Origin of the sequence: Actinoplanes sp. HUAS TT8 (assembly GCF_051380535.1) — a bacterium.
Lineage (GTDB): Bacteria > Actinomycetota > Actinomycetes > Mycobacteriales > Micromonosporaceae > Actinoplanes.
Window position 1 is genome coordinate 1,249,769 of the sequence record NZ_CP195646.1, and the last position, 23,524, is coordinate 1,273,292.

The window sequence follows — 23,524 nt, forward strand, 5'->3', positions numbered from 1 at the left end:
CGGCCCCGTGATCAGCGCGTCAGGTCGACCACGACGGGCGCGTGATCGGACGGGCCCTTGCCCTTGCGCGCCTCGCGATCGACCACGGCATCCGTCACGGCGGAGGCCAGATCGGCGCTCGCGTAGACATGATCGATCCGCATCCCTTTGTTCTGGTGGAACATGCCGGCGCGGTAATCCCAATAGGTGAACGGGTGGTCGCCCTTCATGGCCCGGGCCGGTACGTCGGTGAGGCCGAGCTCGCGCAGCGCAGCGATCGCCTCCCGTTCCGGGGGCGTGACGTGCGTCGACCCGGCGAAGACGGACGGATCCCACACGTCGGCGTCGGTCGGCGCGACGTTGAAGTCACCGGCGACGACCAGGGGGCCGGCGGCCAGATCGGCGGCGAGCGTCAGGCGCAGGGCGCGCAGCCACTCCAGCTTGTAGGTGTAGTGCGGATCGTCCGGGGTCCGGCCGTTGGGTACGTACACCGAAATGAATTTGATCTTGTCGCAGACGGCGGCGATCGCGCGCGCCTCGGGATCGGGGTAGCCGGGCTCGCCGGGGAATCCGCGGCGGATCTCCTCGACACCGACCCGGGACAGGATCGCGACACCGTTCCAGCGGCCCTGACCGTAGGCGGCGGTCTCGTAGCCCAGCTCGCCGACCTCGGCCGACGGGAAACCGTCCTCGCCGACCTTGGTCTCCTGAAGGCAGACCACGTCGGGGGCGGTGTTCTCCAGCCAGTCGAGCAGGCGGGGGAGCCGGGCCTTGACCGAGTTGACGTTCCAGGTGGCGAAGCGCATCAGCCCATTATCGGCGCGGCGGCATCCCGCCGCGGGATGCGGCGAACAGCGCCGCGGCGAGGCCGGCGACCAGGGCCAGCAGGAGGGCGGCGAGCCAGAGGGCCCGGCCCTCGGCCCCGAGCAACTCGGACACGCTCTACCTCCCCGGGTCGGCCCGTGAGCGAATAATGCCGGAGTTGCCCGCGTCGCACCAGTGGGGCTGAGAGGTTTGTCGGGGAGCGGTACGACTCGACGGGGGCGCGCGATGCGGGTGGAGGTCATGCCGGTCATGCCGGTCGAGCTGCTGGACCGGGCCTGGGGTTTCTACCGCGACACGTTCGCCGAGCTCGCCGTGCTGGCGGTGAACCGGCACGTGCTGCACCAGCACGAGTTCGACGAGCTGATGGGCGACGCGCGGGCCGAGAAGTACGTGGCCCTGGACCCGGACGGCGACGTGGTCGGGCTGGCCGCGATGACCACCGAACTCAGCGCGGTGTCGCTGATCTCGCCGGAGTACTTCGAGCACCACTGGCCCGAGCTCTACGCCCAGCACCGCATCTTCTACGTCCTGTTCGTCGGCGCGGCCCGCGGCTCCCGGGGCGCCGGCGTCTTCGTCGAACTGCTGCGGGCGCTGTACCAGCCGATCGGGGCGGTCAACGGCAAGGTGTTCGTGGACATCTGCACCTACAACGAGGACCGGCACCAGATGCCCCGGCTGATCGGGGTGATCCTCAGCCGGGTCTCCGGCAAGGCCGTGCCGACCCGGCTGGACGCGCAGTCGTTCTGGCTCTACGAGTTCCCGAACAACGGCTAGTCCTCGCCGTCGCGGCGGCGATGCTTTCCGCTGGAGATCGCCGCCACCGGCAGCGGGATGTCCGGCAGCGCCGCGGTCAGGTGCCAGCGCTCGGCGAACTCGTGCGCCGGGACCGCCTTGCCCCACAACCAGCCCTGCCCGTTGACGACCCCGACGTGGTAGAGCGCCTCGCGCTGCAGCGGCGTCTCGACACCCTCGGCGATCACGCTCAGGCCGAGGGCGTGGCTCATGGCGACGACCGCCCGTACGATCTCGTCGTCCTGATCGTTCTTGCCGAGACCGGTCACGAAGGAGCGGTCGATCTTGACGCCGGTGACCGGGAACTGCCGCAGGTAGCCGAGCGCCGAGAATCCGGTGCCGAAGTCGTCGACCAGCAGTTTCGCCCCGAGCTGGCGCAGCTCGTGCAGGACCCGGGCGGTGACGCTGGAACCGTCGACCATCACCGACTCGGTCATCTCCAGGGCCACGCACTGGGCCGGGACGCCGTACCGGAAAAGTTCGCCGGAGATCACCAGCGGCAGCTCGGGTTCGCTCAGCTGGCGCGGCGACACGTTGATGGACAGGTAGAAACTCTCCGACACGATGCCCTGCGAGCGCCAGACGCCGAGCTGGCGCAGCGCCTCGGTACGGACGAACGTGCCGATCTCCGAGATCATCCCGGAGTCCTCGGCAATCGGGATGAACAGCATCGGCGGGATCGAGCCGCGCTCCGGGTGCTCCCAGCGGACCAGCGCCTCGGCGCCCACCGGCATCCCGGTCTCCAGCCGCACGATCGGCTGGTAGGCCACGTGCAGCTGGTTGTCGCCGAGCGCCTGGCGCAGTGCCACCTCCAGCTCGATGCGCTCGCGCACCTGGTCGTGCATGGAGGTGTCGAAGATGGTGGACCGGCCCGGGCCCTCGCCCTTGGCCCGGTACATGGCGGTGTCGGCGTCACGCATCAGCGCCTCGGCGGTCACCGCCGACCGGGCCGGGTCGCCGCCGGCGTGCGCGATGCCGATCGACGCGCTGATCACCACCTCGGTGTCGCGGACCGGCAGCGGCCGGGCGAAACAGCCGCGGATGTCGTCGACCAGCCGCAGCGCCCCGGCCTTGTCACCGACGAAGGCCAGCAGGAACTCGTCGCCGCCGACCCGGGCCACCGGCACCGCCTCCGGCATCGAGGCCCGCAGCCGGCGCCCGACCTCGATCACCAGCTGGTCACCGGTGTCGTGCCCCCACGAGTCGTTGACCCACTTGAAACCGTCCAGATCGAGCATGTAGACCCAGACGCGCTCCGGGCCGTGCGAGTCGACCGTGGTGACGAGACGTTCGATCGCGTACGAGATGGACTGTCGATTCGGCAGTGAGGTGAGCGGATCGTGGGTCGCCTGATGCTCGGAGTGCAACTGGGCGGCGACCTGCGCCTGCACCGCGGAGATGGCCCGGAACAGCAGCAGCACCACCATCAGCGCGCCGGACACCGCGACCAGCAGCCGGTGCGAGGCCTCGCTCGTGCCGGTGGTCAGCAGCAGCCCGAACGGCAGGAACAGGGCGGGCACGAGCACGGCCAGGCGCTGCCAGGACCAGGCCTGCACGGGCAGCCGGTCGGCCCGGCTCATCTCCACCACCGACGGATGCAGCGCGGCGACACCCAGGGCCGTGTAGGCCGGGACGTAGGGCAGGTTGAGCAGCGGGGACGCGTAGATCTGGCCACTGACGCCGACGATCGCGTACGCGGTGTCGCCGATGAACAGCCCGACCATCATCACCAGCAGCCCGATCATGCTGACCGGCCACGTCTTCGTGGTGAAGGCCAGGTTGATCACGAGCAGAGCGAGCACCACGTCGAACAGCGGGTACGTGCCCTGGATGATCGAGAGCAGCGCGGGCCGCCCGGCGATGGCCGCGGCCGGCGCGGCCAGCAGCAGTGTGCTGGTGACCCCGGCGGCGACGCAGACGATCAGCCCGTCCAGCACCGCGTGCCGTTCCAGGCTCTGGCGGGCCCGCAGCAGCATGAACAGGAACGTGCCGAGCAGCACGTAGCCGCTGAACGTGGCGACGTCGGCCAGCAGCGGCAGCGGCATCGCCAGGTTGGTGACGGTCGGCCGGATCACCAGCCCGACCAGGAAGAGCAGCGCGGCCAGGGCCATCATCAGCCAGGCGGCCGGCGGTTCGGCGCCCCAGCGCCGGGGTCCGAGGAAGCAGGCCGCCACGGTGAGCACGCCGAGCACCACCAGGCTGACCGACGCCATGTCGGACGACGAGTAGGCCGTGTAGATCGCGGTGACGACGACCCCGATCGCGGCCATGATCTGCCATTGGCGGCGGGCGATGGCGGGCGGGAGCACGGATCGCACCGGGCATTCCTCCCGTTTTGCCCTAAGACTGATCTTTTGCCCACCGTAGCAATGTGCGGGTGCTCGGGTGGCCGGGTTCCGACTTCCCGACCGGTTGCTTACGGCTGTGCGCGTAGACCACCGGGCATCCGGCGTTACGCAGCAACTCGTAGGCCACCGAGCCGAACCGGGCGGCGCCCCCGGTCCCGCGCGGCCCGAGCGCGATCAGGGCCGACCCCCGCGACGCCCGGATCAGCGCCTCGGCCGGCGCACCGGTGAGCAGCCGCCGGCGCAGCGGCGGCAGATCCGGCACGGCCGCGATCGCCTCGTCGAGCACCTGCCGCGCCCGGTAGGTGCCGCCCGCGCCGATCACGTAGGCCACGTCCAGCGGGCGGGCCCGGCGCCGGGCCATCTCGGCGGCGAACCGCAGGGCCAGCAGGGACGGCCCGGACCCGTCGACGGCGGCCAGCACCCGGCCGGCCGGTGGACGCGGCCCGCGGGCGACGATCACCGGGCACCAGGCCTGGGTCACGACCTCGAGCAGGGCCGGCCCGGCCAGGTCGGCGCCGCCGACGACCAGGACCGAGGCGGTCCGGCTGAACCGGCGCAGCACGCTCCCGGGTGGTCCATCCACGAGTTGACCACGCACGCCGACGCCGGGTATGGAACGCTTGGCGGTGGTGACCGCCTCCTCGACGAAGCGTGAGGCGGCCTGCCGGGCCTCCGCATCGTCCCAGGTGAAGGCATGTACGACCGACAGGAGAGTGCCGCGGGAGACCGCCTCGCGCGCGCCCAGGCGCACGGCGGCCAGGCCGGCCGCGGTCCCGTTGACCCCGACCACCACGGGCGGTCGATTCGGGATCAGCATCGGTTCGACCTCCGCTCCCGTAACGTTCTCGCAATATACCGATCATTATCTATGGCGCAACGGTCCATAGGGACTGGTGACCAATGCCTCAACGGGTGGCCACCTGATGACCCATTCAGGTTGAGGGTTTACGGTGAACGGCAAAATCTTTGGGACATCTGCCGGTGAAGTGAGGGAAATACATGACGGATGTCAAGCTCGACCACCCTGGTGGCCAATTGTCGATGGGTGTACGCGAGGCCGTCGACGGGCCGGGCGGCATCGACGTCAGTGCTCTGCTGAAGGAGACCGGTTTCGTCACACTCGACGTCGGTTTCGTCAACACCGCGTCGACCACGTCGGCGATCACCTACATCGATGGTGACGCCGGAATTCTCCGCTACCGCGGATATCCGATCGAGCAGCTGGCCGAGAAGTCGTCGTTCCTGGAGGTCTCGTACCTCCTGATGAACGGCGAGCTCCCGACCGCGGCCCAGCTGCGCGACTTCGGCGACAAGATCCGCGTCCACACCCTCCTGCAGGAGGAGATGCGGACGTTCTTCTCGGGCTTCCCGCGGGACGCGCACCCGATGGCGGTGCTGTCCTCGGCCGTCACCGCGCTGTCCACCTTCTACCAGGACGCGCTCGACCCGCTCGACGACGAGCAGGTGGACATCTCCGCGATCCGGCTGATGGCGAAACTTCCGACGATCGCGGCGTACGCGTACAAGAAGTCGATCGGTCACCCGCTGCCGTACCCGGACAACTCGCTCGACTACGTGGAGAACTTCCTGCGTCTGACGTTCGGCCTGCCGACCGTCAACTACGACGTCGACCCCAAGGTCGCGAAGATCCTCGACATGCTGTTCGTCCTGCACGCCGACCACGAGCAGAACTGCTCCACGTCGAGCGTCCGGATGGTCGGCTCCGCGCAGGCCAACCTGTTCGCGTCGGTCTCGGCCGGCATCAACGCCCTCTCCGGCCCGCTGCACGGCGGCGCCAACGCGGCGGTGCTCGAGATGCTCGAGCAGATCCGCAAGGACGGCGGCGACGTCAACTCCTTCGTCACGCGAGTGAAGAACAAGGAGAAGGGCGTCAAGCTGATGGGCTTCGGCCACCGGGTCTACAAGAACTACGACCCGCGCGCCGCCATCGTCAAGAAGGCCGCCCAGGAGATGCTGGCGACCCTCGACAACCCGGACCCGCTGCTGGAGATCGCGTTCAAGCTGGAGGAGATCGCCCTCCACGACGACTACTTCGTCTCCCGCAAGCTGTACCCGAACGTCGACTTCTACACCGGCCTGATCTACAAGGCCATGGGCTTCCCGACCAAGATGTTCACGGTGCTGTTCGCCATCGGACGTCTTCCCGGCTGGATCGCTCAGTACCGCGAGATGATGCACGACCCGGCCAACAAGATCGGTCGCCCGCGGCAGATCTACACCGGTGCTCCGGTTCGCGACTTCGTTCCGATGTCGCAGCGCTGAGAATTATCTGAAAGACCCGGCGCGGACTCAGAGGCGGAGTGCAAGTCGGTACTGGCGGAAAGACTTTTAAAAATTCGCCCCACCGGAATTTCCCGGTGGGGCGTTTTCCGGTTCGTAACATGCCTTGACGGTTATATAACCGGCGTAGCATGGTGGGGTCGTGGACGCCCTCGAAGTGCTGGCCGAGCCGGCCCGCCGCCGCATCGTCGATGCGCTCCTCACCCGTGAGGCGAGCGTCGGCGACCTGGTCGGCCTGCTCGGCATGAGTCAGCCGGCCGTCTCCAAACACCTGCGCGTGCTCCGCGAGGCCGGGCTGGTGACCGCCCGGGCGCAGGCTCAACAGCGGATCTATCGGCTTGAGCCGGGGCCGTTCCGGGAGCTCGACGCCTGGCTGACGCCGTACCGGAAACTGTGGAACCGCCATCTGGACGCCCTCGAAAAGCATCTGGACTCGTCGCCCACGACGCCGGATCCGTTGCTGTCGGGGTCGGATTCATCGCTTTTGCCGCACGAGGGGGAGTCATGATCGAACCGCAGGCCTCGGTGGTTGCCGACGGCGACCGCTGGACCCTGATCTTCATCCGTGAGCTGCGGCAACCGCCCGCCGAAGTGTGGCCGGCGCTGGTCGACCCGGCCCGACTCGATCGATGGGCGCCGTTCTCCGCGTCCCGGCCGCTCACCGAGCCCGGCGAGGCGACCCTGACGATGGTGGACGGCGAGGAGCGGACCGCGCTGCCCGCCGTCGTGCACCGGGTCGAGGCGCCCCACCTGCTGGAATACAGCTGGGGCGAGGACCTGCTGCGGTGGGAGCTGACCCCGTCCGGGACAGGGACGCGCCTCACCCTGCGGCACACGCTGACCGACCGGGACATGGACGCGATGGTGGCGGCCGGCTGGCACCTCTGTGCTGACGTGCTGCAACGCCTCCTCGACGGGGAGGATGTGGCGGCGATCCGGGGCCGGGACGCGATGAACCACGGATGGGAGTCGCTGCGGGATCGATACGCTGCGGCTTTTATTCGTATTTAAGACATTTTTTGCCTATCTCCGCTGGGGTACAGACCGTCGCTCCCGCGGGGACCCTTGCGGGCTTCGCAGGGCGCTGGCGCGCCCAGAACGCGAAACCCACAAGGGCGGCCTGCGTGGCGGGTCAAGGTTTACCCCAAAAACCGGCCCGTCGCGGGTTATCCACACCGGCGCTCTGTCCACAGGCCCCCGACATGATCTTGGGATTCCGAGCCACAATGACGGCAGAGGCGGTGGCCCCCCTTGGGAGCGGTGGGTTCTGTCCACCCACGCCCGGTGGGTAGGGTCGGATCATGGTCGTTGTCGGACTTCAGCGCATCATCATCTCGGTCGCGGACCTCACCCGGTCACTCGTGCTCTACCGGGACGCCCTGGGTCTCACCGTGACGAGCCGGTTCGGGGAGGTCGCCCGGCTCGACGTGCCCGGCACCACCACCGAGCTGCTGCTGCACCAGCGGCCACCGACCTCCGGGCCGGCCGGCGTCGCGGTGAGTTTCCGGGTCGACGACGTGGACGCGGCGACGGCGGCGGCCGAGAAGGCCGGGGCGGCGGTCGTGGACGCGCCGGAAGATCAGCCGTGGGGTGAGCGGCAGGCCGTGCTCACCGATCCCGACGGGCATGTGATCTGCCTGATCGCTGTTTGACGGGCGGACCGGCGGTAGGAAAGAGTGACCGTCGAGCGGTAGCGGAGGAACCCGGTGCGAGTCCGGGACGGTCCCGCCACTGTGACCGGGGAGCGATCGGCCGGAAGGCGAGCGGCGATCCGGGAGTCAGGAGACTCCGGCCGCTCGTGACGACCGACGCGCGGGCGTGGACACCCGCCGGGAGGGAACACCCTGTGACGACTCCGTACCCGTTCTCGGCCGTGGTCGGCCTGGACGACCTGCGCCTGGCCCTGCTGCTGACCTCCGTGTCGCCGGCCGTCGGCGGGGTTCTGGTCCGCGGCGAGAAGGGCACCGCCAAGAGCACCGTGGTGCGGGCGCTGGCCAGTCTGCTGCCGCCGGTGACCGTGGTCCGGGGCTGCCGGTTCGCGTGCGACCCGGCCGCGCCCGACCCGGAGTGCCCGGACGGGCCGCACCCCGCCGACACGCCGGCCGCGCATCGCCCGGCGTCGCTGGTCGAGCTGCCGGTCGGGGCGACCGAGGACCGGGTCGTCGGGACCCTCGACATCCAGCGGGCGCTGGCCGAGGGCATCAAGGCGTACGAGCCGGGGCTGCTCGCGGCCGCGCATCGGGGCGTCCTCTACGTCGACGAGGTCAACCTGCTGCCCGACCATCTCGTGGACCTGCTGCTGGACGCGGCCGCGATGGGCCGGGCGCACGTCGAACGCGACGGTGTGTCGGTCAAGCACGCGGCGCGGTTCCTGCTCGTCGGGACGATGAACCCGGAGGAGGGCGAGCCCCGGCCGCAGCTGGTGGACCGGTTCGGCCTGGTGGTCACCGTGGCCGCGCCCCGCGACGCCCGGCTGCGGGCCGAGGTGGTCCGGCGGCGGCTGGCCTACGAGCTGGACCCGGCGGCGTTCGCGACGCGTTTCGCGGCCGACGAGCGGGAGATCGCGGCGCGGATCGCGGCTGCCCGGGCCGTCCTGCCGACGGTCGTTCTGCCCGACGACGAGCTCGACCGCATCGCCCGGATCTGCTTGGCGTACGGGGTCGACGGCATGCGGGCCGACATCGTGGTCGCGCGATGCGCGGTGGCGATGGCCGCCTGGCACGGGCGTGACCGGGTGACCGCCACCGACGTCGCCGACGCCGCCCGCCTCGCGTTGCCGCACCGGCGCCGGACCGATCCGCTGGACCCGCCCGGGACCGACGAGGAGAAACTGGACCAGGCGCTGGGGGAGGCCGAGCGGCAGGCCCAGGAGGATGCCGAGCGGCAGGATCCCGACGGGGACGACGAACCGGACGGTGACGGCCCCGGTGGGGGCGGTTCCGGTCCGGTGGACGGGCCGCCGCCGACCGGTCCCCAGGGCGGTGAGCAGCCGTCCGTGGACGACAGCGCGCCCGAGGAGGCTGGGCGGGGCGGTCAGACGGCGGCGCCGGCGCGGCCCGGGGCGGCGTTCCGACCCCGTACCCTCCGGATCTCGGCCCGAGGCGAGGGTGGGCACACCGGGAAGCGCTCGCCGGCCTATGCCCGCCGGGGGCGGGTCGTCGGCTCCCGCAAGCCGGTCGGCAAGCTGGCCGGGGCGCCGCATCTCCCGGCGACGCTGCGGGCCGCGCTGCACCGCAACGCCGTGCACACCGGGACCCGGTCGACGGGCGTGGAGCCGCGCGACCTGCGCGAGGCCATCCACGTCGGACGCGAGGCCAACCTGGTGCTGTTCGTGGTGGACGCGTCCGGGTCGATGGCCGCGCGCAAGCGGATGACCCTGGTCAAGACCGCCGTGCTGTCGCTGCTGCGGGACGCCTACCAGCGGCGGGACCGGATCGGGATGATCACGTTCCGGGGCAGTGACGCCGACGTGGTGCTGCCGCCGACCTCCAGCCACGAGGTGGGGGTCATGCGCCTGGCCGCGCTGCGGACCGGTGGGCGCACGCCGCTGGCCGCCGGGCTGCGCGCCGCCGCCCGGACGATCGCGACCGAGCGCCGTCGTGACCCGCGGCGGCGTCCGCTGCTGATCGTGGTGACCGACGGGCGGGCGACCAGCGGGCCGGACCCGCTGCAGCTGGTTCCGGCGCTGGCCGGGGTGGCGAGCGTGGTCGTGGACTGCGAGTCCGGGCCGATCCGGCTGGGGCTGGCGGGGCGGCTGGCCCGGGCCCTGGGAGCCGATCTCATGCCGCTCGACCAGCTGGAAGCCGCGGCCGGGCGGGCGCGGCCGGTCGCCGCGGCCGACTCCGCGGACCGGTCCTACCGCCGGGCGGCGTGATCCGCGCTACAGCGCCGGTGCGTGCTTGACTCTGCCCCCGGGGCAGAGCCGAAGGTTGATCCAGCGGCGTTGACCGCACAGCGGGACTTCGGACGAGGGGCGGGTCCGGCCCACGTACGGGAGAGGGGTTTGGTTATGCCGCAGGGGAAAGTGACGACCGTGCCCGACGACGGCCTGACGACGCGGCAGCGACGGCGGCAGGCGGTCTTCGCCGTGCACACCGGGCCCGGCAAGGGGAAGTCGACGGCCGCATTCGGGATGGCGTTGCGCGCGTGGAGTGCGGGCTGGCCGATCGGCGTGTTCCAGTTCGTCAAGTCGCAGAAGTGGAAGGTCGGGGAGGAAACCGCCCTCAAGGCGCTCGACGGCGTCAACGGCACCCCGGTGACCTGGCACAAGATGGGCGAGGGCTGGTCCTGGATCCAGCGGGCCGGCACCGAGCGGGATCACGCCGCCGAGGCCGCCGAGGGCTGGGCGCAGATCAAGCGCGACCTGGCCGCGGAGACGTTCCGGTTCTACGTGCTGGACGAGTTCACGTACCCGATGAAGTGGGGCTGGGTCGACGTCGCCGACGTCGTCGAGACCCTGCAGAGCCGGCCCGGCACGCAGCACGTCGTGATCACCGGCCGCGACGCTCACCCCGATCTGATCGAGGCGGCCGACCTGGTCACCGAGATGACCAAGGTCAAGCATCCGATGGACGCGGGCCGCAAGGGACAGCAGGGCATCGAATGGTGACGATCCCGCGGGTGGTCATCGCCGCGCCCGCCTCCGGGCACGGCAAGACGACCGTGGCCACCGGGCTGCTGGCCGCGTTCGCCCGCCGGGGCGTGCCGGTGGCGCCGTTCAAGGTCGGGCCCGACTACATCGACCCCGGCTATCACGCGCTCGCCGCCGGGCGGCCGGGCCGGAATCTGGACCCGGTGCTGGTCGGCGAGCACCTGATCGGGCCGCTCTTCGCGCACGGCTCGCAGGGCGCCGAGCTGGCCGTCGTCGAGGGCGTCATGGGGCTCTACGACGGGCGGACGGGCGCCGGCGAGGCCGGCTCCACCGCGCAGGTCGCCGAGCTGCTGCAGGCCCCGGTGATCCTGGTCGTGGACGCCGCCGCGCAGGGGCGCTCGATCGCCGCCGTCGTCCACGGGTTCCGCAGCTTCGGCACCGTCCGGCTGGCCGGGGTGATCCTCAACCGGGTCGGCTCGGATCGGCACGAGCAGATCCTGCGCGACGCCTGCGAGGAGGTGGGCACGCCGGTGCTGGGCGCGCTGCGCCGCGCCGACGCGGTCGCCGCGCCGAGCCGCCACCTCGGGCTGGTGCCGGCCGCCGAGCGCCGCGCCGAAGCTCTGGCCTCGGTGGACGCGCTGGCCGCCCTGATCGCCGCCTCGGTCGACCTGGACGCGGTGGCCGCGGTCGCGCGGACGGCACCGCCACTGGCGGCCGACCCGTGGACCCCGGAGGAACCGGATCCGGTGCCGGGCCGGCCGATCGTCGCGCTCGCCGGTGGTCCGGCGTTCTCGTTCGCCTATGCGGAGACGGCCGAGCTGCTGACCGGCGCCGGCGCCGAGGTGGTCATCGTGGACCCGTTGCGCGACGAGTCCCTGCCCGAGGGTGCCCGCGCGCTGGTCGTCGGCGGCGGATTCCCGGAGGTGTACGCCGCCGAGCTGTCGGCCAACGAGCCGCTGCGCAAATCCGTGCTGGAGCTGGCCACGGCCGGGCATCCGATCGCCGCCGAGTGCGCCGGGCTGCTGTGGTTGTGCCGGACGCTGGACGGCGCTCCGATGTGCGGGGTCCTGGACGCGGAGGCGGCGATGACGCCGACGCTGACCCTGGGCTATCGGGACGCGGTCGCGCTGTCGGACAGTCCGCTCGCGCCGGCCGGCACCCGGGTGACCGGTCACGAGTTCCACCGGACGACCGTGCACCCGCGGTCCGGGGTGCTGCTGTCACCGGCTTCCGGCGCGGCCTGGGCCTGGCGCGGGGGTGACCCGGAGGGTTTCGCATCGGCGGGCGTCCACGCGTCGTATCTGCATCTGCACTGGGCCGGCCATCGTGGACTCGCGTCCCGGCTGGTGCGCACGGCCGCAGCGTGACCGCGGCCGGGTTCGACGCGTGATCGTCGGGTCCTGCGTGACCGCGGCCGGGTTCTGCGCGTGATCGTCGGGTTCCGGGGCGTGACAGTCGGGTTCGGGGCTCGGCCGGGCGTCGGGGCGGCGGATCTGGGCGCCGCGATCGAGGCCGCGCTGGACCTGGCCGGGGCCGACCGGTCGCTGGTCACCGCGGTGGCCACGCTGGACCGGCGGGCCGCCGAGCCGGGCCCGCGGGCTCTGGCCGCGGCGGCCGGGTGGCGCCTGCTGGCGTTCTCCGGCGAGGAGCTCGCGGCGTCCACCGCCGCGCGGCTCGCGTCGTGCACGGCTGCGCGGCTTGCATCGTGCACGACCGCGGGGCTCGCGTCGTGCACGGTCGCTCGGCTCGCGCCCGGCCCGGAGGCTGCGGCCCGGGGGCCGGCTGAGGCCCGGGTGCTGGCCGCGGTGGGGACGCCGAGTGTGGCCGAGGCGGCGGCTCTGCTCGCGGCCGGGGACGGGGCTGAGCTGATGCTGGCGAAGAGAATCATCAATGGCGTGACCGTGGCGATAGCGCGACCACTGTCGAATTCTTGCTGCCGAGCAAATTAGCAGAAAATTGTCCTGAGGCAAGTTCCAGCAGCTCAGAGCCATGGAAAACGATTTGTTCGGACAATCCGGGAAGTGAGGTTTTTTCGCTGTCCGGGTGCTGAAAATTGGCTTCGTGGTTTCTGTGCGCCCAGTCCTGGGAAAAAGAGTCTTCGCTCTGATCGTGGTAGTGGTCCTGGCCTTCACGCTCGGCGCCCACCCGTTCTCGGCGGCCGCGATCGGCAGCCTGAGCACCTCCGCGCAGGGGTTGCGGGTCGAGGTGAGCGCACTGAGCAACCTGATCCTTGCGCCGTTGAGCATCAAACGCCCCACCAGCAACACCCAGGACTGGGCGGACGGCAGCACCACGACCACGAGCCAGACCACCGCGAGTGTCAGCGCCAACCTGGGGTTGCTGCCGATCGCCGGCACCGGCGCGATCATGTCGCAGGCGGGCCCGGCGGCCAGCGGTGGTGGCCGGGCCTTCGCGAGCGTGGCCGGGCTGGGCCTGCTCGGCGCGAACGGGGTCAGCGCCGACACGGTCTCGACGACCTGCATCATCAACGCGTCCGGCATCTCCGGTTCGACCACCGTCGCGAACCTGAAGGTCGCCGGCCAGCCGGTCGTCAACCCGACCGTGAACCTGGGTCTGACTGTCCCGCAGGTGGCGAGCGTGGCGATCAACAAGCGCATCGGCCACTGGAATCCGAACACCTTCCAGTACGACTACACCGTCCGGGCGGTCGACGTGAGCCTGCTCAACGGCGGCCTGTCGGTGATCGCGAACGGCAGTGTGGTGGTCGCCGAGTCGACCTGCTCCGGCAAGATCAAGCTCGGCACGGTGACGGTGGGTCAGGTGCAGCTCGCGCCCGGGCAGTCGGGCACGCCGACGGTGACGGTGACGAACACCGGGGACGCGGCCGCGCCCGGCACCACCATCAAGATTCCGCTGCCCGGTTCGCAGTACGTGCTGGACCAGCCCACCGTCACCGGCGGCGGCACCTGCACCACGGACGCCAGCAACGTGGTCTGCACCGGCGTGACCGTCCCGGGTGGCGGCAACGTGAAGGTGTCGCTCCCGGTCAAGCTCAAGGCGTCGGCGCCGAGCAACGCGCCCGACTGGGGGCAGGCGATCGGGGACATCAAGGCCGACAGCATCCCGGTCGCCGAGGTGCCGGGCGAGACGATGGGCATCAACAACACCACCGCGACGGTGCTGGTGGACGCGGTGGGCCGCAAGTCCGACAGCGGTTCGGTCACGGTCAACCAGGTGACGCTGCCGGCCGGTAAGACGGCGACGGCCGGGGTGCGGATCACCAACGACGGCCCGTCGGACGCGAGCGCGCGGATCACCGTCCCGATCGGTAACCGGCCGGCCGGGGTCAGCGTCGACTCGGCCGACGTGGGCGGCAACCCGTGCACGGTCGACGCGGCGAGCATCGTCTGTGATCCGGTGACGGTTCCCGGGAACGACAACGTGACGGTCAACGTCCGTACGTCGGCAATCGCCTCGACCCCGGTCGGCACCAATTGGGATGTCAGCGGTATCACCGCCCCCCTGAACGGCACGGCGGTCACCGGCGGGCAGGGCCGGCTGCTGACCATCGGCAGCCCGGACGTGAACCTGGCCGGCGGCCTCACGATCACCCCGGCCACCGCCATCCCGGGTGGCGCCCAGGCCACGGCCACGGTCCAGGTGACCAACTCGGGCGCCGCGGTCGCGGGCACGACCACGATCACCGTCCCGGCCCCACCGACCGGCTACACCCTCGGGCCGGTGGTGACCACCGGCGGCGGCACCTGTGCGCCCGGCGCGACGACGATCACCTGCTCGAACGTCAGCATCGGCGCGGGCCGCTCGATCACGGTGTCGCTGCCGGTCACGGTCGGCGCCGCGGTCACTGCGCCGTGGACGGTCGGGTCGGGTACACCGATCACCGCCACCTTCGGGAACTCCACCGGCACGACCAGCGGCACCCTGGTCACCCTGACCCCGCGGCACACCCTGGGGGTCACCGCGACCGGCCCGGCCGACGGCACGGTCAGCCCCGGCCAGAGCACGACGATCACCGCGACCGTCTACAACCAGGGCCCGTCCGACGCCCGCGGTGACACGTTCAAGGTGATCGCCCCGGCCGGCACCACGTTCGGTGCGATCACCGGTACGCCCACCGGGCAGATCTGCACCGTCGCCCCGCTCAACCCGCAGCAGCTCAACTGCACCGCGGACGTGCCGGCCGGCGGCGCCGGGCTGGCGCTGACCCTGCCGCTGGCCGTCTCGCTGCTGGCCAACCCGAACACCCCGGTCACCGGCGGCTGCGTGAGCCTGGACAACGACAGCACCTGCACCGGCCCGGACGATCAGGCGCTGCCGACGATCGTGCTGCGCAGCGCGCTGTCGTCCCGGCTGACCGCGACGTTCACCCCGGCGACGATCTCCCCGGGCGCGTCCGGCACCGGCAAGCTGACGCTGAAGTCGACCCAGAACGAGACCGGCGTCGCGGTCAGCATCCCCACCTCGCAGCTGCCCACCGGGTTCACCCTGGGCCCGCCGACGGTGCCGAGCCCGGGCAGTTGCACGACCGGGGCGAGTTCGATCGACTGCACCGGCATCGCGCTGACCGCGAACACCGCCAAGGACATCTCGGTGCCGGTCACCATCGCCGGTTCGGTGCTGCCGCCCAAGGTCTGGTCGGTCACCGGCGCCACGATCACCGCCGGCAACGAGACCGCGGCCGCGTCCGGTGTGCTGGCCGGCACCGGCACCGTCTCGTACAACCTGAGCGCGACCGCCACCGCCCCGGCCGGTGGCAGCGTCGAGCCGGGCGACCCCACCTCGATGACGTTCACCGTCACCAACGGCGGGCCGTCGAACGCCCCGTCGGCCACGTTCAGCCTGATCGCGCCGACCGGCGTGAGCTTCGAGGCCCCCGCGCCCGGCATCTGCCCGATCCTCACCGCGAAGCTGATGACGTGCACGACCAGCCTGAACGGCAGCAACCCGGGCCGGTCGACCGGAACCCTGACCGTGCCGCTGCGCATCGATGCCGGCGCCGACCCGGATCAGCCGGTCACCGGCGGGTGCGTGGACGTGGACGGCATCCCGGGCTGCGGCGCCGCCCCGGACTACCCGATCCCGGCGTTCAGCCTGCGCGTGCCGTTCGCGTCCCAGGTCAGCGTCGCTGCCGACCGGGCCGACGTCGTACCCGGGCAGTCGGCGACCGCGACCCTGAAGATCACCGCGACCCACAACGATCTCTCCGGGGTGACCGTCAGCATCCCGACCGCCGGCCTGACCGTGGGGCAGCTCAGCGTCTCGGGCGTGACCTCGGCCAGTGCCACCTGTACGCCCGGCTCCGGCACGTACGACTGCACCGGCCTGAGCGTCCGCAACGGTGACACCGCGAGCATCCTGCTGACCGTCGCCGCCCCGGCCGCGGCCACCGCCGGCCATCCGTGGACCCCGGCCGTCCTGGTGTCGAACGGCACCCAGCAGCTCACGGCCAACCCGGAGCTGGCCCGGGTCGCCGCCGCCCAGCCGGTCCTGGGTGCCACCGCGGCCCTGAGCGCCGGGCAGGCGATGCCCGGCGGTGCCCTGACGCTGAACCTGAGCATCACCAACGCCGGCCCGTCGGACGCGGTCAACACCCCGATCACGGTGTACGCCCCGGCCGGCGCGACCTTCGGCGACCTGAGCAGCACCGTCTGCACGGCCGGCATCGACGCGACCAAGGCCACCTGCCGGATCACGCTCGCCGCCGGCGCGCCCGCGCTCGCCGTCAACCTGCCCCTGCAGATCAGTACGAACGTGGTGCCGGGCAAGGCCGTCGTCGGCGGCTGCGTCGACCTGAACTCGTCCTCCACCTGCACCTCGGCCGACGCGTCGATCCCGTCGATCACCGTCGGCACCCCGCTGCAGCAGCGGCTCACCATCGCCACCGCGCCGGCCCGGATCGTGCCCGGTCAGGCCGCCGACGCCACGATCACGCTGACCTCGAAGACCGGCGAGTCGAACCTGACCGTCTCCATCCCGCTGGACACCGCGCCGGGCGGGGCGAGCATCACCTCGACGCTCAAGCCGGGGGGCGGCTCGTGCTCCGGTACGACCACGCTCACCTGTGGCCCGTTCGCGCTGGGGGTCAACCAGGCGGACACCATCACCCTGCACGTGGTGTCGGCGTCCGGCGGTGCGGCCGGCACGTGGACCGCCACCGGGATCCAGGCCGCGGCCGGCGCCGAGACCGGGCGGGCCACCGCGAACGGGACCGTCGCGGTGGTCGGCCCGCCGCGCAGCACCCTCGCGGCGACGGCGACCATCGCGAGCGGGGGCGGGGGCACGCTCGTACCTCCAGGACCGGCGACGGTGAACGTGACGGTGACCAACAGTGGCCCGTCGGACGCCGCCCCGGCCGTCTTCACGGTCAGCGCGCCGAGCGGCACCACCTTCGGCACCCTGCCCGCGAACTGCATCGGCAACTCGGCCGGGACGGTCGCGACCTGCTCGTACTCGATCCTCGCGGCGCAGGGCACGGGCATCCTGGTCTTCCCGGTGAACGTGCCGGCCGGCGCCGACCCGTTCCGGCCGGTCACCGGCGGCTGCGTCGACCTGGACGGTCTGCCCGGCTGCACCGGCACCGGCGACCAGCCGATCCCGGACATCACGCTGAAGGCGTCGTTCGACCGTACGGTGTCGGTCAGCAGCACCCCGGCGACGATCGTGCCGGGCCGCACCGCCACGGCGACCCTGACCCTGACCGCGGAGAACAACACCGCGCTGAGCAATCTCACCGTGACGATCCCGCAGACCTCGCCGCCGACCGGCCTGTCCATCACGTCGGTCATCCCGGCCGTCGGCAACCCCTGCACCGCGGCCGGCGGCACCTTCACCTGCCTCGGGGTCGGGGTCAGCGCGACCACCCCGCTGACGATCGCCGTCAATCTGACCGCCACCGCCCTGGCCACCCCGGGCGCGACCTGGACACCGGCCGACCTGCGGGTGGAGCAGACCGCGAGCGACTTCGTGGTCGTCGCCCGGAAGCTGGCCACGGTCGGCGCGGCCGACGTCTCGCTCGGCGCGTCGGTCGCCCCGATCGCCTCGATCGAACCGGGCCGGACCGGCCCCGCGACGGTCACCGTGACCAACAACGGCGTCTCGAACGCGGCGAGCGTGACCTACCAGATCATCCCGCCGGCCGGAGCGACCCTGAGCCCGATCGCCGGCTGCCCCGCCATTCCCAACACCAACCGATTGACCTGTACGGCCACGAACCTGCTCCCCGGCGGCACCAGCGTCGTGGCGGTGCCGGTGACGGTCGACGCCGGAGCCACCCCGAACGCGACCCTGACCGGCGGCTGCGTCGACCTGGACAACGACGGCACCTGCCGCTACGGCCCGGATGTGCCGCTCGGCTCGATCCTGGTGGCCGTCCCGTTCAGCCGGCAGATCACCGTCGGTGTCGTCCCGGCCACCATGACCACCCCGTCCGGGACCGGCACCGCACAGATCCAGGTCGCGCTGAGCCCGGCCCCGGCCGCCCCGCTGACCGTGACCGTCACCGTCCCGGTCGGCAACCTGCCCGGCGGCTGGACCCTGGGCGCCGCCACCGCCGACCACGGCGGCGGGTCCTGCACCGGACCTACCGCAGGCGTGCTGACCTGCAGCAACATCACGTTCAGCGCGGCCGGCACGGCGATCGTGTCGCTGCCGCTCACGCTGGGCGCGAACACCCCGTCCGGTGAGGTCTGGACGATCACCGGCATCCAGGTGAAGAACAGCGCGAACGAGACGGTCAGCGGCGGCGGCGTCGCGGGTGTGGCCGGTGCGCTGCCGTACACGCTCACCGCGTCGGTCGCGCTCCCGCCCACCGACTCGGTGCTGCCCGGCACGACCGCGACGACGACCGTGACCGTCACCAACACCGGCGGCGGCACGGCGACCGCGATCCCGGTCAGCGTGATCGCCCCGACCGGCACCACCTTCGCCGACACCGGGCTGCCGGGCGCCTGCACCAAACAGTCGGTCACCTCGATCACCGTGCTGAGCTGTGTCGTCACCCTCGGGCCGGCTGGCCGGGTCGACCTGGTCCTGCCCGTGGTCGTGCCCTCGCCGGCACCGGCCAGCCCGCTCACCGGCGGGTTCGTCGACCTCAACGGCAACGGCACCCGCGACGGCAGCGAACCGTCGCTCGGCGGGCTCGCCCTGCGCACGCCGCTGGCCGGGGTCCTCAACGCCACCAGCAGCCCGGTCACCGTCGCCCCGGGCCGCTCGGGCACGGCCACCGTGACCCTCGGCGCCACCGCGACCCGCGACCACCTGGGGCTGGCGATCGGCGGGGCCGGCCGCCCGGCCGGTCTGTCGATCACCGCGGCGGCCGTCGCGGGCACGCCCTGCACGATCAACGGCGCGGCCGTGACCTGCGCGGACGTGGCCATCACGAGCGGCGGCACGGTACCGGTGAGCCTGACCGTGGCCGCCGACCCGTTCGCCAACCCGACCGACACCTGGACCCCGGCCATCGTGGTGACCCAGGGCGCCTCGGACAGCACGACCCTGGCCAAGCCGATCGCCACGGTCGGGCCGGCCGACAACGGGACCGGCGTGACCGTGACGGTGACCGTGCCGGCCAACGGCGCGGTACTGCCCGGCGGCAGCAACGTGCTGCGGGTGACCATGACCAACCCCGGCCCGTCGGCCAAGCTGAACGCCAAGGTCGCCTTCCGCGCGCCGGACGGCACCACCTTCGGCACCCTGGACACGCCCGCCTCGGACTACTGCGTGAAGGCCTCGCTGACCCTGGTGACCTGCGCGCTCGACCTGGGCGTGGAGTCCCGCCAGTTCCGGCTCCCGATCGACGTGCCGGTCACCGCCACCCCGGGCGCCACGATCGACACGGGCGGCTGCGTCGACCTGGGCAGCGACGGCCTGTGCGGCGCCGGGGACACCAGCCTCACCGCGTTCACGCTGGGCAAACCGTTCAGCTCGCAGGCCGTGCTGACCCTGGCTCCGGCGACCATCGTTCCCGGTTCGACCGGCACCAGCCAGGTCCGGGTCACCGCCGACCGCGCCCTGACCGGCCTGACCGCGACGATCCCGCTCGACCTGCCGACCGGCGTCACCCTGATCGGCGCGGCCGGCCCGCAGGGTTCGTCCTGCACGCTGACCGGCACGATCGTCTGCACCGGCGTCTCGGCCTCGACCGGGACGGCCGACCTGATCGGGGTCACCCTGAAAGCCGGCCCGGGGGTGGCCGCCGGAACCACCTGGACGCCCGGGCAGCCCATCACCCTGACCAACTCGGCCAACGCGTCCTCCCAGGTCAGCGGGGTGATGGCCCGGGTCGGCGCGCCGAGTTCGGGCATCACCTTCGCGGCGTCGGTCCCGGCCACGGTCGCGCCCGGCACGGACGCGCCGGTGACCGTCACCGTGGCCAACCCGGGACCGTCCGACGCGACCGCCGTCGTCTACCGGATCAAGGCGCCGACCGGTACGACCTTCGGCACGCCGCTGACCGGGACGGCCCTGAACGACTGCGTCACGGTCGGCGACGACCAGCTCGACTGCAAGGTCACCCTGGCCGTCGGCGCGGTGCCGGGCCAGTGGACCCTGCCGGTCCGGGTGCCGGCCAACGCCGACCCGGACACCGACCTGACCGGCGGCTGCGTCGACACCAACCACGACAACGGCTGCACGGGCGCTGACACCCCGCTGCCGGCGATCCACCTGACGCCGACGCTCACCCAGGGCGTCACCATCAACGCCACCTCGGTGGCGATCGTGCCCGGCCGCACCGGTGTCCTCACCGTCTCCCTGGCCGCCACCCGGGCCCGCACCGGCCTGGACGTCACCATCCCGCTGGCCGGCCTGCCCACCGGGCTGACGATCACCCAGGCCCAGGTGCCGGGCGGGCACTGCGACGTGCTGGCCGACTCGGTGACCTGCAGCGGCGTCGACCTCGCGGCCAACGGCACGAAGGCGATCACGCTGAACGCGGCCGTGCACGGCGCCGCCCGCCAGAACGACTCCTGGAGTCCGACGGTGACCGTCGCCCAGGGCGCCCAGTCGACGTTCCGGACCGTGCAACTGGCCAGCGTCGGCGCCCCGAACACCGTGCTCAGCGTGGGCGTCGAGGTGCCGGCGACCGGCACCCTCAAGCCGGGCGACCCCGGGACGCTGACCGCGACGATCACCAACTCGGGCAGCTCGGTGGCGCGGAACGCGACGTACACGTTCCGGGCGCCGGGCGGCGTCACCTTCCAGGCCCCGACCGGCACACTGGTCGGCAAGTGCACGCTCGGGGCGGCCGGCGCGACGATGACCTGTGTCACCGACGTCAACGGCAACGCCCGGACCCAGCTCGCGCTGCCGATCAAGGTGGCCGACAACCTGGACGTGCACACCCCGCTGACCGGCGGCTGCGTCGACACCGACAGCAGCGGCACCTGCACCGGCGTGGACGTCCCGATCGACCCGATCCGGCTGGCGCTGCCGCTGGCCGAGCGGGTGACCGTCACCACCGCGCCGGCGACGGTCACCCCGGGCGGGAGCGGCATCGCCGTCGTACATCTCCAGGCTCTCGGCCCGGTGTCGGCCGGAACCGTGACCCTACCGCTGGCCGGGCTGCCGGCCGGGGTGGCCGTCACGTCGATCGCCGGGCCGGGCGGCGCACCCTGCCTCAACAACGGCACGCAGATCGTCTGCACCCCGGCCAACCTGGTCGTCGGCGACAACCCGCTGTCGGTGACCCTGCAGGTCGGCGGCGCGGCCGCGGCCGGCGCCACGTGGACGGCGACCGGGGTCACCCTGACCGCCGGCGGCGAGACCGCGACCGGTGCCGGGAAGCTGCTCACCGTCGGCAGCGCCACCGCCCAGGTCACCTGGGACGTCACCACGCCCGGGGGTGGCACGGTCAAGCCGGGGGCCGGCCGCACGGTCACCATGACCGCGACCAACCACGGCCCGGCCAGCGCCCGCAACGGCACCGCGTCGCTGATCGCCCACCCGCACACCACCATCGGCGACCTGACCGGAACCGTCGCCCGGGATTGCCGGGTGATCGGCGACACCATCCTGACCTGCGGCTACGACCTGGAAGCGAACGAGACGGTGACCTGGACCGTGCCGCTGATCGTGGACCGCACGGTGACCGAGGGCACGGTCCTGACCGGTGGTTGCGTCTCGGCCGACGGGAACACCTCGTGCGGTGGGGGCGGCGACGTGCGGCTCACGGACTGGACCGTGGACCAGCCGCTGCGCGACAACGGCACCATCGTCCTGGGCGGCGCGGTCGTCGCGCCCGGCGCGTCCGGGACCGCCGAGGTGACGATCCAGACCACCACCGCGTTCTCCGGCCTGACCCTGACCGTCCCGCTCGGTGGCCTGCCGGACGAGATCGAGGTGACCACCGCGAGCCTCGGCGACACCCCCTGCACGGTCGGCTCCAGCTCCGTGACCTGCACCGGGATCGCCCTGACGGCGGGTACCGGGCGCACCCTGAAGCTCGGCGTGACCGTGGCCGCCTCGGCGACCGCTAGCACGGTCTGGCGGGCGGCCGGCATCACCCTGGCCGACCCGGACGACGCCGAGGACCAGATCACCGTCTCCGGGCAGCTGGTGAGCACGGTCGCGACCGGGTCGTCGGTGAGCGTCGCGGTCGGCGCCTGGTCGATCCTGGAACCGGCCCGCACCCAGACCACGCTGCTGCCGGTGACGCTGCACAACGCCGGGCCGGACAAGGCCGACCCGTACCGGTTCACCGTGGTGCTGCCCACCGACACCGCCCAGGGCCGGCCGCCGGCCGGCTGCGAGCGCGGCGCGACCTCGCGGATCCTCACCTGCGCGGTCACCCTGGCCGTCGGTGCCACCACCAGGCTGCAGTTCCCGGCGGTGGTCGACGCCGCCGCGACGCCCGGCGCGACGCTCACCGGCGGCTGCCTGCACCAGGCGGTCAGTGCGGCCCTGACCTGCGACGGCGACACCGACCTGGACGTCGCCGACCTGATCGTGGGCCGCTGGGAGGTGGACCTGGACGTGCAGTACCGCGGCGGCACGGTCGCCGCCAAGCCCGGCGCCGGCCCGGTGATCCGGCTGCCCTACCGCAACCGGGGCTCGCAGACCGCCGACAACGTGCGGTTCACCATCGTGCCGCCGGCCGGGGTCACGGTGACCAAGGCCGAGATCGTCGTCGACGCGGTGAGCAACCGGATCCGCACGGCCGCCGAGCAGACGACCATCGCGACGGTCTGCACCGCCGCCCCGGAGGTCGCCGACAACGCGTCGATCTGCGATGCGCCCGACTCGGCGGCCGACTCCGGCAGCGATCTGCTGGTCACCCTCAAGGTCGGTGGCACCGCGAAGAACGGGACGCGGGCGATGCGGGTCACGATCAGCACGACGGACCAGGACGGCTACGTCGACGACAACACGGTGGCGGTGCCGCTCAAGATCACCGGGGCGTCGTCCGGCAACGGCGGCAACGGCGGGGACGGCGACGACGGCAATGACGATCCGTCGACCATGCCGGTGACGGGTGCGCAGGTCACGGGCATGGTGCTGCTGTCCACCGTGATGATCGGGACCGGTGCCGTGCTGGTCGTCATGACCCGCAACGGCAAGCCGCTCGGCGTGGCCGGCACGGTCGTGCGACGGGAGCCGATCCGCATCAACGAGGACTTCACGACGGATCGGCCGACACGGCGGTCGATCCGCCGGCCGCGAATCCGCCGGGGTCGCTGACGTTTTCCTTCAAAGACGATTTCGCCGTACG

Annotated in this window: 14 protein-coding genes and 1 riboswitch; of the genes, 10 read left to right on the top strand and 4 right to left on the bottom strand. The window is 72.2% G+C overall.

Annotation, left to right across the window (positions count from 1 at the left end; translation table 11 throughout):
* Positions 1-11: 11 nt before the first annotated feature.
* Together ACSHV8_RS05505 and ACSHV8_RS05510 are read right to left on the bottom strand one after the other, a co-directional pair.
* Complete coding sequence (locus ACSHV8_RS05505) at positions 12-785, bottom strand: exodeoxyribonuclease III (RefSeq protein WP_436530017.1); 774 nt, start codon at positions 783-785, stop codon at positions 12-14.
* Between the two features lie 7 nt (positions 786-792).
* Positions 793-918: a hypothetical protein gene (locus ACSHV8_RS05510; RefSeq protein ID WP_436530019.1), complete on the bottom strand. Its 126-nt coding sequence runs from the start codon at positions 916-918 to the stop codon at positions 793-795.
* Between the two features lie 111 nt (positions 919-1,029).
* Between ACSHV8_RS05510 and ACSHV8_RS05515 the strand changes: the two genes are divergently transcribed.
* On the top strand, positions 1,030-1,578 hold the full coding sequence (locus ACSHV8_RS05515) for a hypothetical protein (protein ID WP_436530021.1): 549 nt from the start codon (positions 1,030-1,032) through the stop codon (positions 1,576-1,578).
* Here ACSHV8_RS05515 and ACSHV8_RS05520 read toward each other — a convergent pair.
* Positions 1,575-3,914, bottom strand: coding sequence for a putative bifunctional diguanylate cyclase/phosphodiesterase (locus ACSHV8_RS05520; RefSeq protein WP_436530023.1), 2,340 nt, complete (start codon positions 3,912-3,914; stop codon positions 1,575-1,577). The genes ACSHV8_RS05515 and ACSHV8_RS05520 overlap by 4 nt on opposite strands.
* 22 nt (positions 3,915-3,936) lie before the next feature.
* Complete coding sequence (locus tag ACSHV8_RS05525) at positions 3,937-4,761, bottom strand: universal stress protein (RefSeq protein ID WP_436530025.1); 825 nt, start codon at positions 4,759-4,761, stop codon at positions 3,937-3,939.
* A gap of 182 nt (positions 4,762-4,943) precedes the next feature.
* Here ACSHV8_RS05525 and ACSHV8_RS05530 point away from each other — a divergent pair, with 182 nt between their 5' ends.
* The 9 genes from ACSHV8_RS05530 to ACSHV8_RS05570 all read left to right on the top strand — a co-directional run bounded on the left by ACSHV8_RS05530 (position 4,944) and on the right by ACSHV8_RS05570 (position 23,493).
* Complete coding sequence (locus tag ACSHV8_RS05530) at positions 4,944-6,227, top strand: citrate synthase (protein ID WP_436530027.1); 1,284 nt, start codon at positions 4,944-4,946, stop codon at positions 6,225-6,227.
* Between the two features lie 160 nt (positions 6,228-6,387).
* The gene (locus ACSHV8_RS05535) at positions 6,388-6,753 is read left to right on the top strand and encodes an ArsR/SmtB family transcription factor (RefSeq protein ID WP_436530028.1); all 366 of its coding nucleotides are present in this window, start codon (positions 6,388-6,390) and stop codon (positions 6,751-6,753) included.
* Entirely contained in the window at positions 6,750-7,256 is a 507-nt protein-coding gene (locus tag ACSHV8_RS05540) for an SRPBCC family protein (RefSeq protein WP_436530029.1), read from the top strand. Before ACSHV8_RS05535 ends, ACSHV8_RS05540 begins: the two co-directional genes overlap by 4 nt.
* Before the next feature lie 290 nt (positions 7,257-7,546).
* Positions 7,547-7,897: a VOC family protein gene (locus tag ACSHV8_RS05545; RefSeq protein WP_436530030.1), complete on the top strand. Its 351-nt coding sequence runs from the start codon at positions 7,547-7,549 to the stop codon at positions 7,895-7,897.
* Between the two features lie 44 nt (positions 7,898-7,941).
* Positions 7,942-8,034, top strand: a riboswitch (cobalamin riboswitch).
* Positions 8,035-8,043: 9 nt separating this feature from the next.
* Positions 8,044-10,119, top strand: coding sequence for a VWA domain-containing protein (locus tag ACSHV8_RS05550; RefSeq protein WP_436530031.1), 2,076 nt, complete (start codon positions 8,044-8,046; stop codon positions 10,117-10,119).
* Positions 10,120-10,254: 135 nt separating this feature from the next.
* The gene (gene cobO, locus ACSHV8_RS05555; protein WP_436530033.1) at positions 10,255-10,854 is read left to right on the top strand and encodes a cob(I)yrinic acid a,c-diamide adenosyltransferase; all 600 of its coding nucleotides are present in this window, start codon (positions 10,255-10,257) and stop codon (positions 10,852-10,854) included.
* Positions 10,848-12,203 (top strand): cobyrinate a,c-diamide synthase, encoded by a 1,356-nt coding sequence (locus ACSHV8_RS05560; protein WP_436530035.1) that lies wholly within the window; start codon positions 10,848-10,850, stop codon positions 12,201-12,203. The genes cobO and ACSHV8_RS05560 overlap by 7 nt, the downstream gene beginning before the upstream one ends.
* A gap of 81 nt (positions 12,204-12,284) precedes the next feature.
* Positions 12,285-12,785: a cobalamin biosynthesis protein gene (locus tag ACSHV8_RS05565; RefSeq protein WP_436530037.1), complete on the top strand. Its 501-nt coding sequence runs from the start codon at positions 12,285-12,287 to the stop codon at positions 12,783-12,785.
* A 160-nt stretch (positions 12,786-12,945) separates the two neighbouring features.
* A complete protein-coding gene (locus ACSHV8_RS05570) occupies positions 12,946-23,493 on the top strand; it encodes a hypothetical protein (protein WP_436530038.1) in 10,548 nt (3,515 codons plus the stop codon).
* The last annotated feature ends 31 nt before the right edge of the window (positions 23,494-23,524 follow it).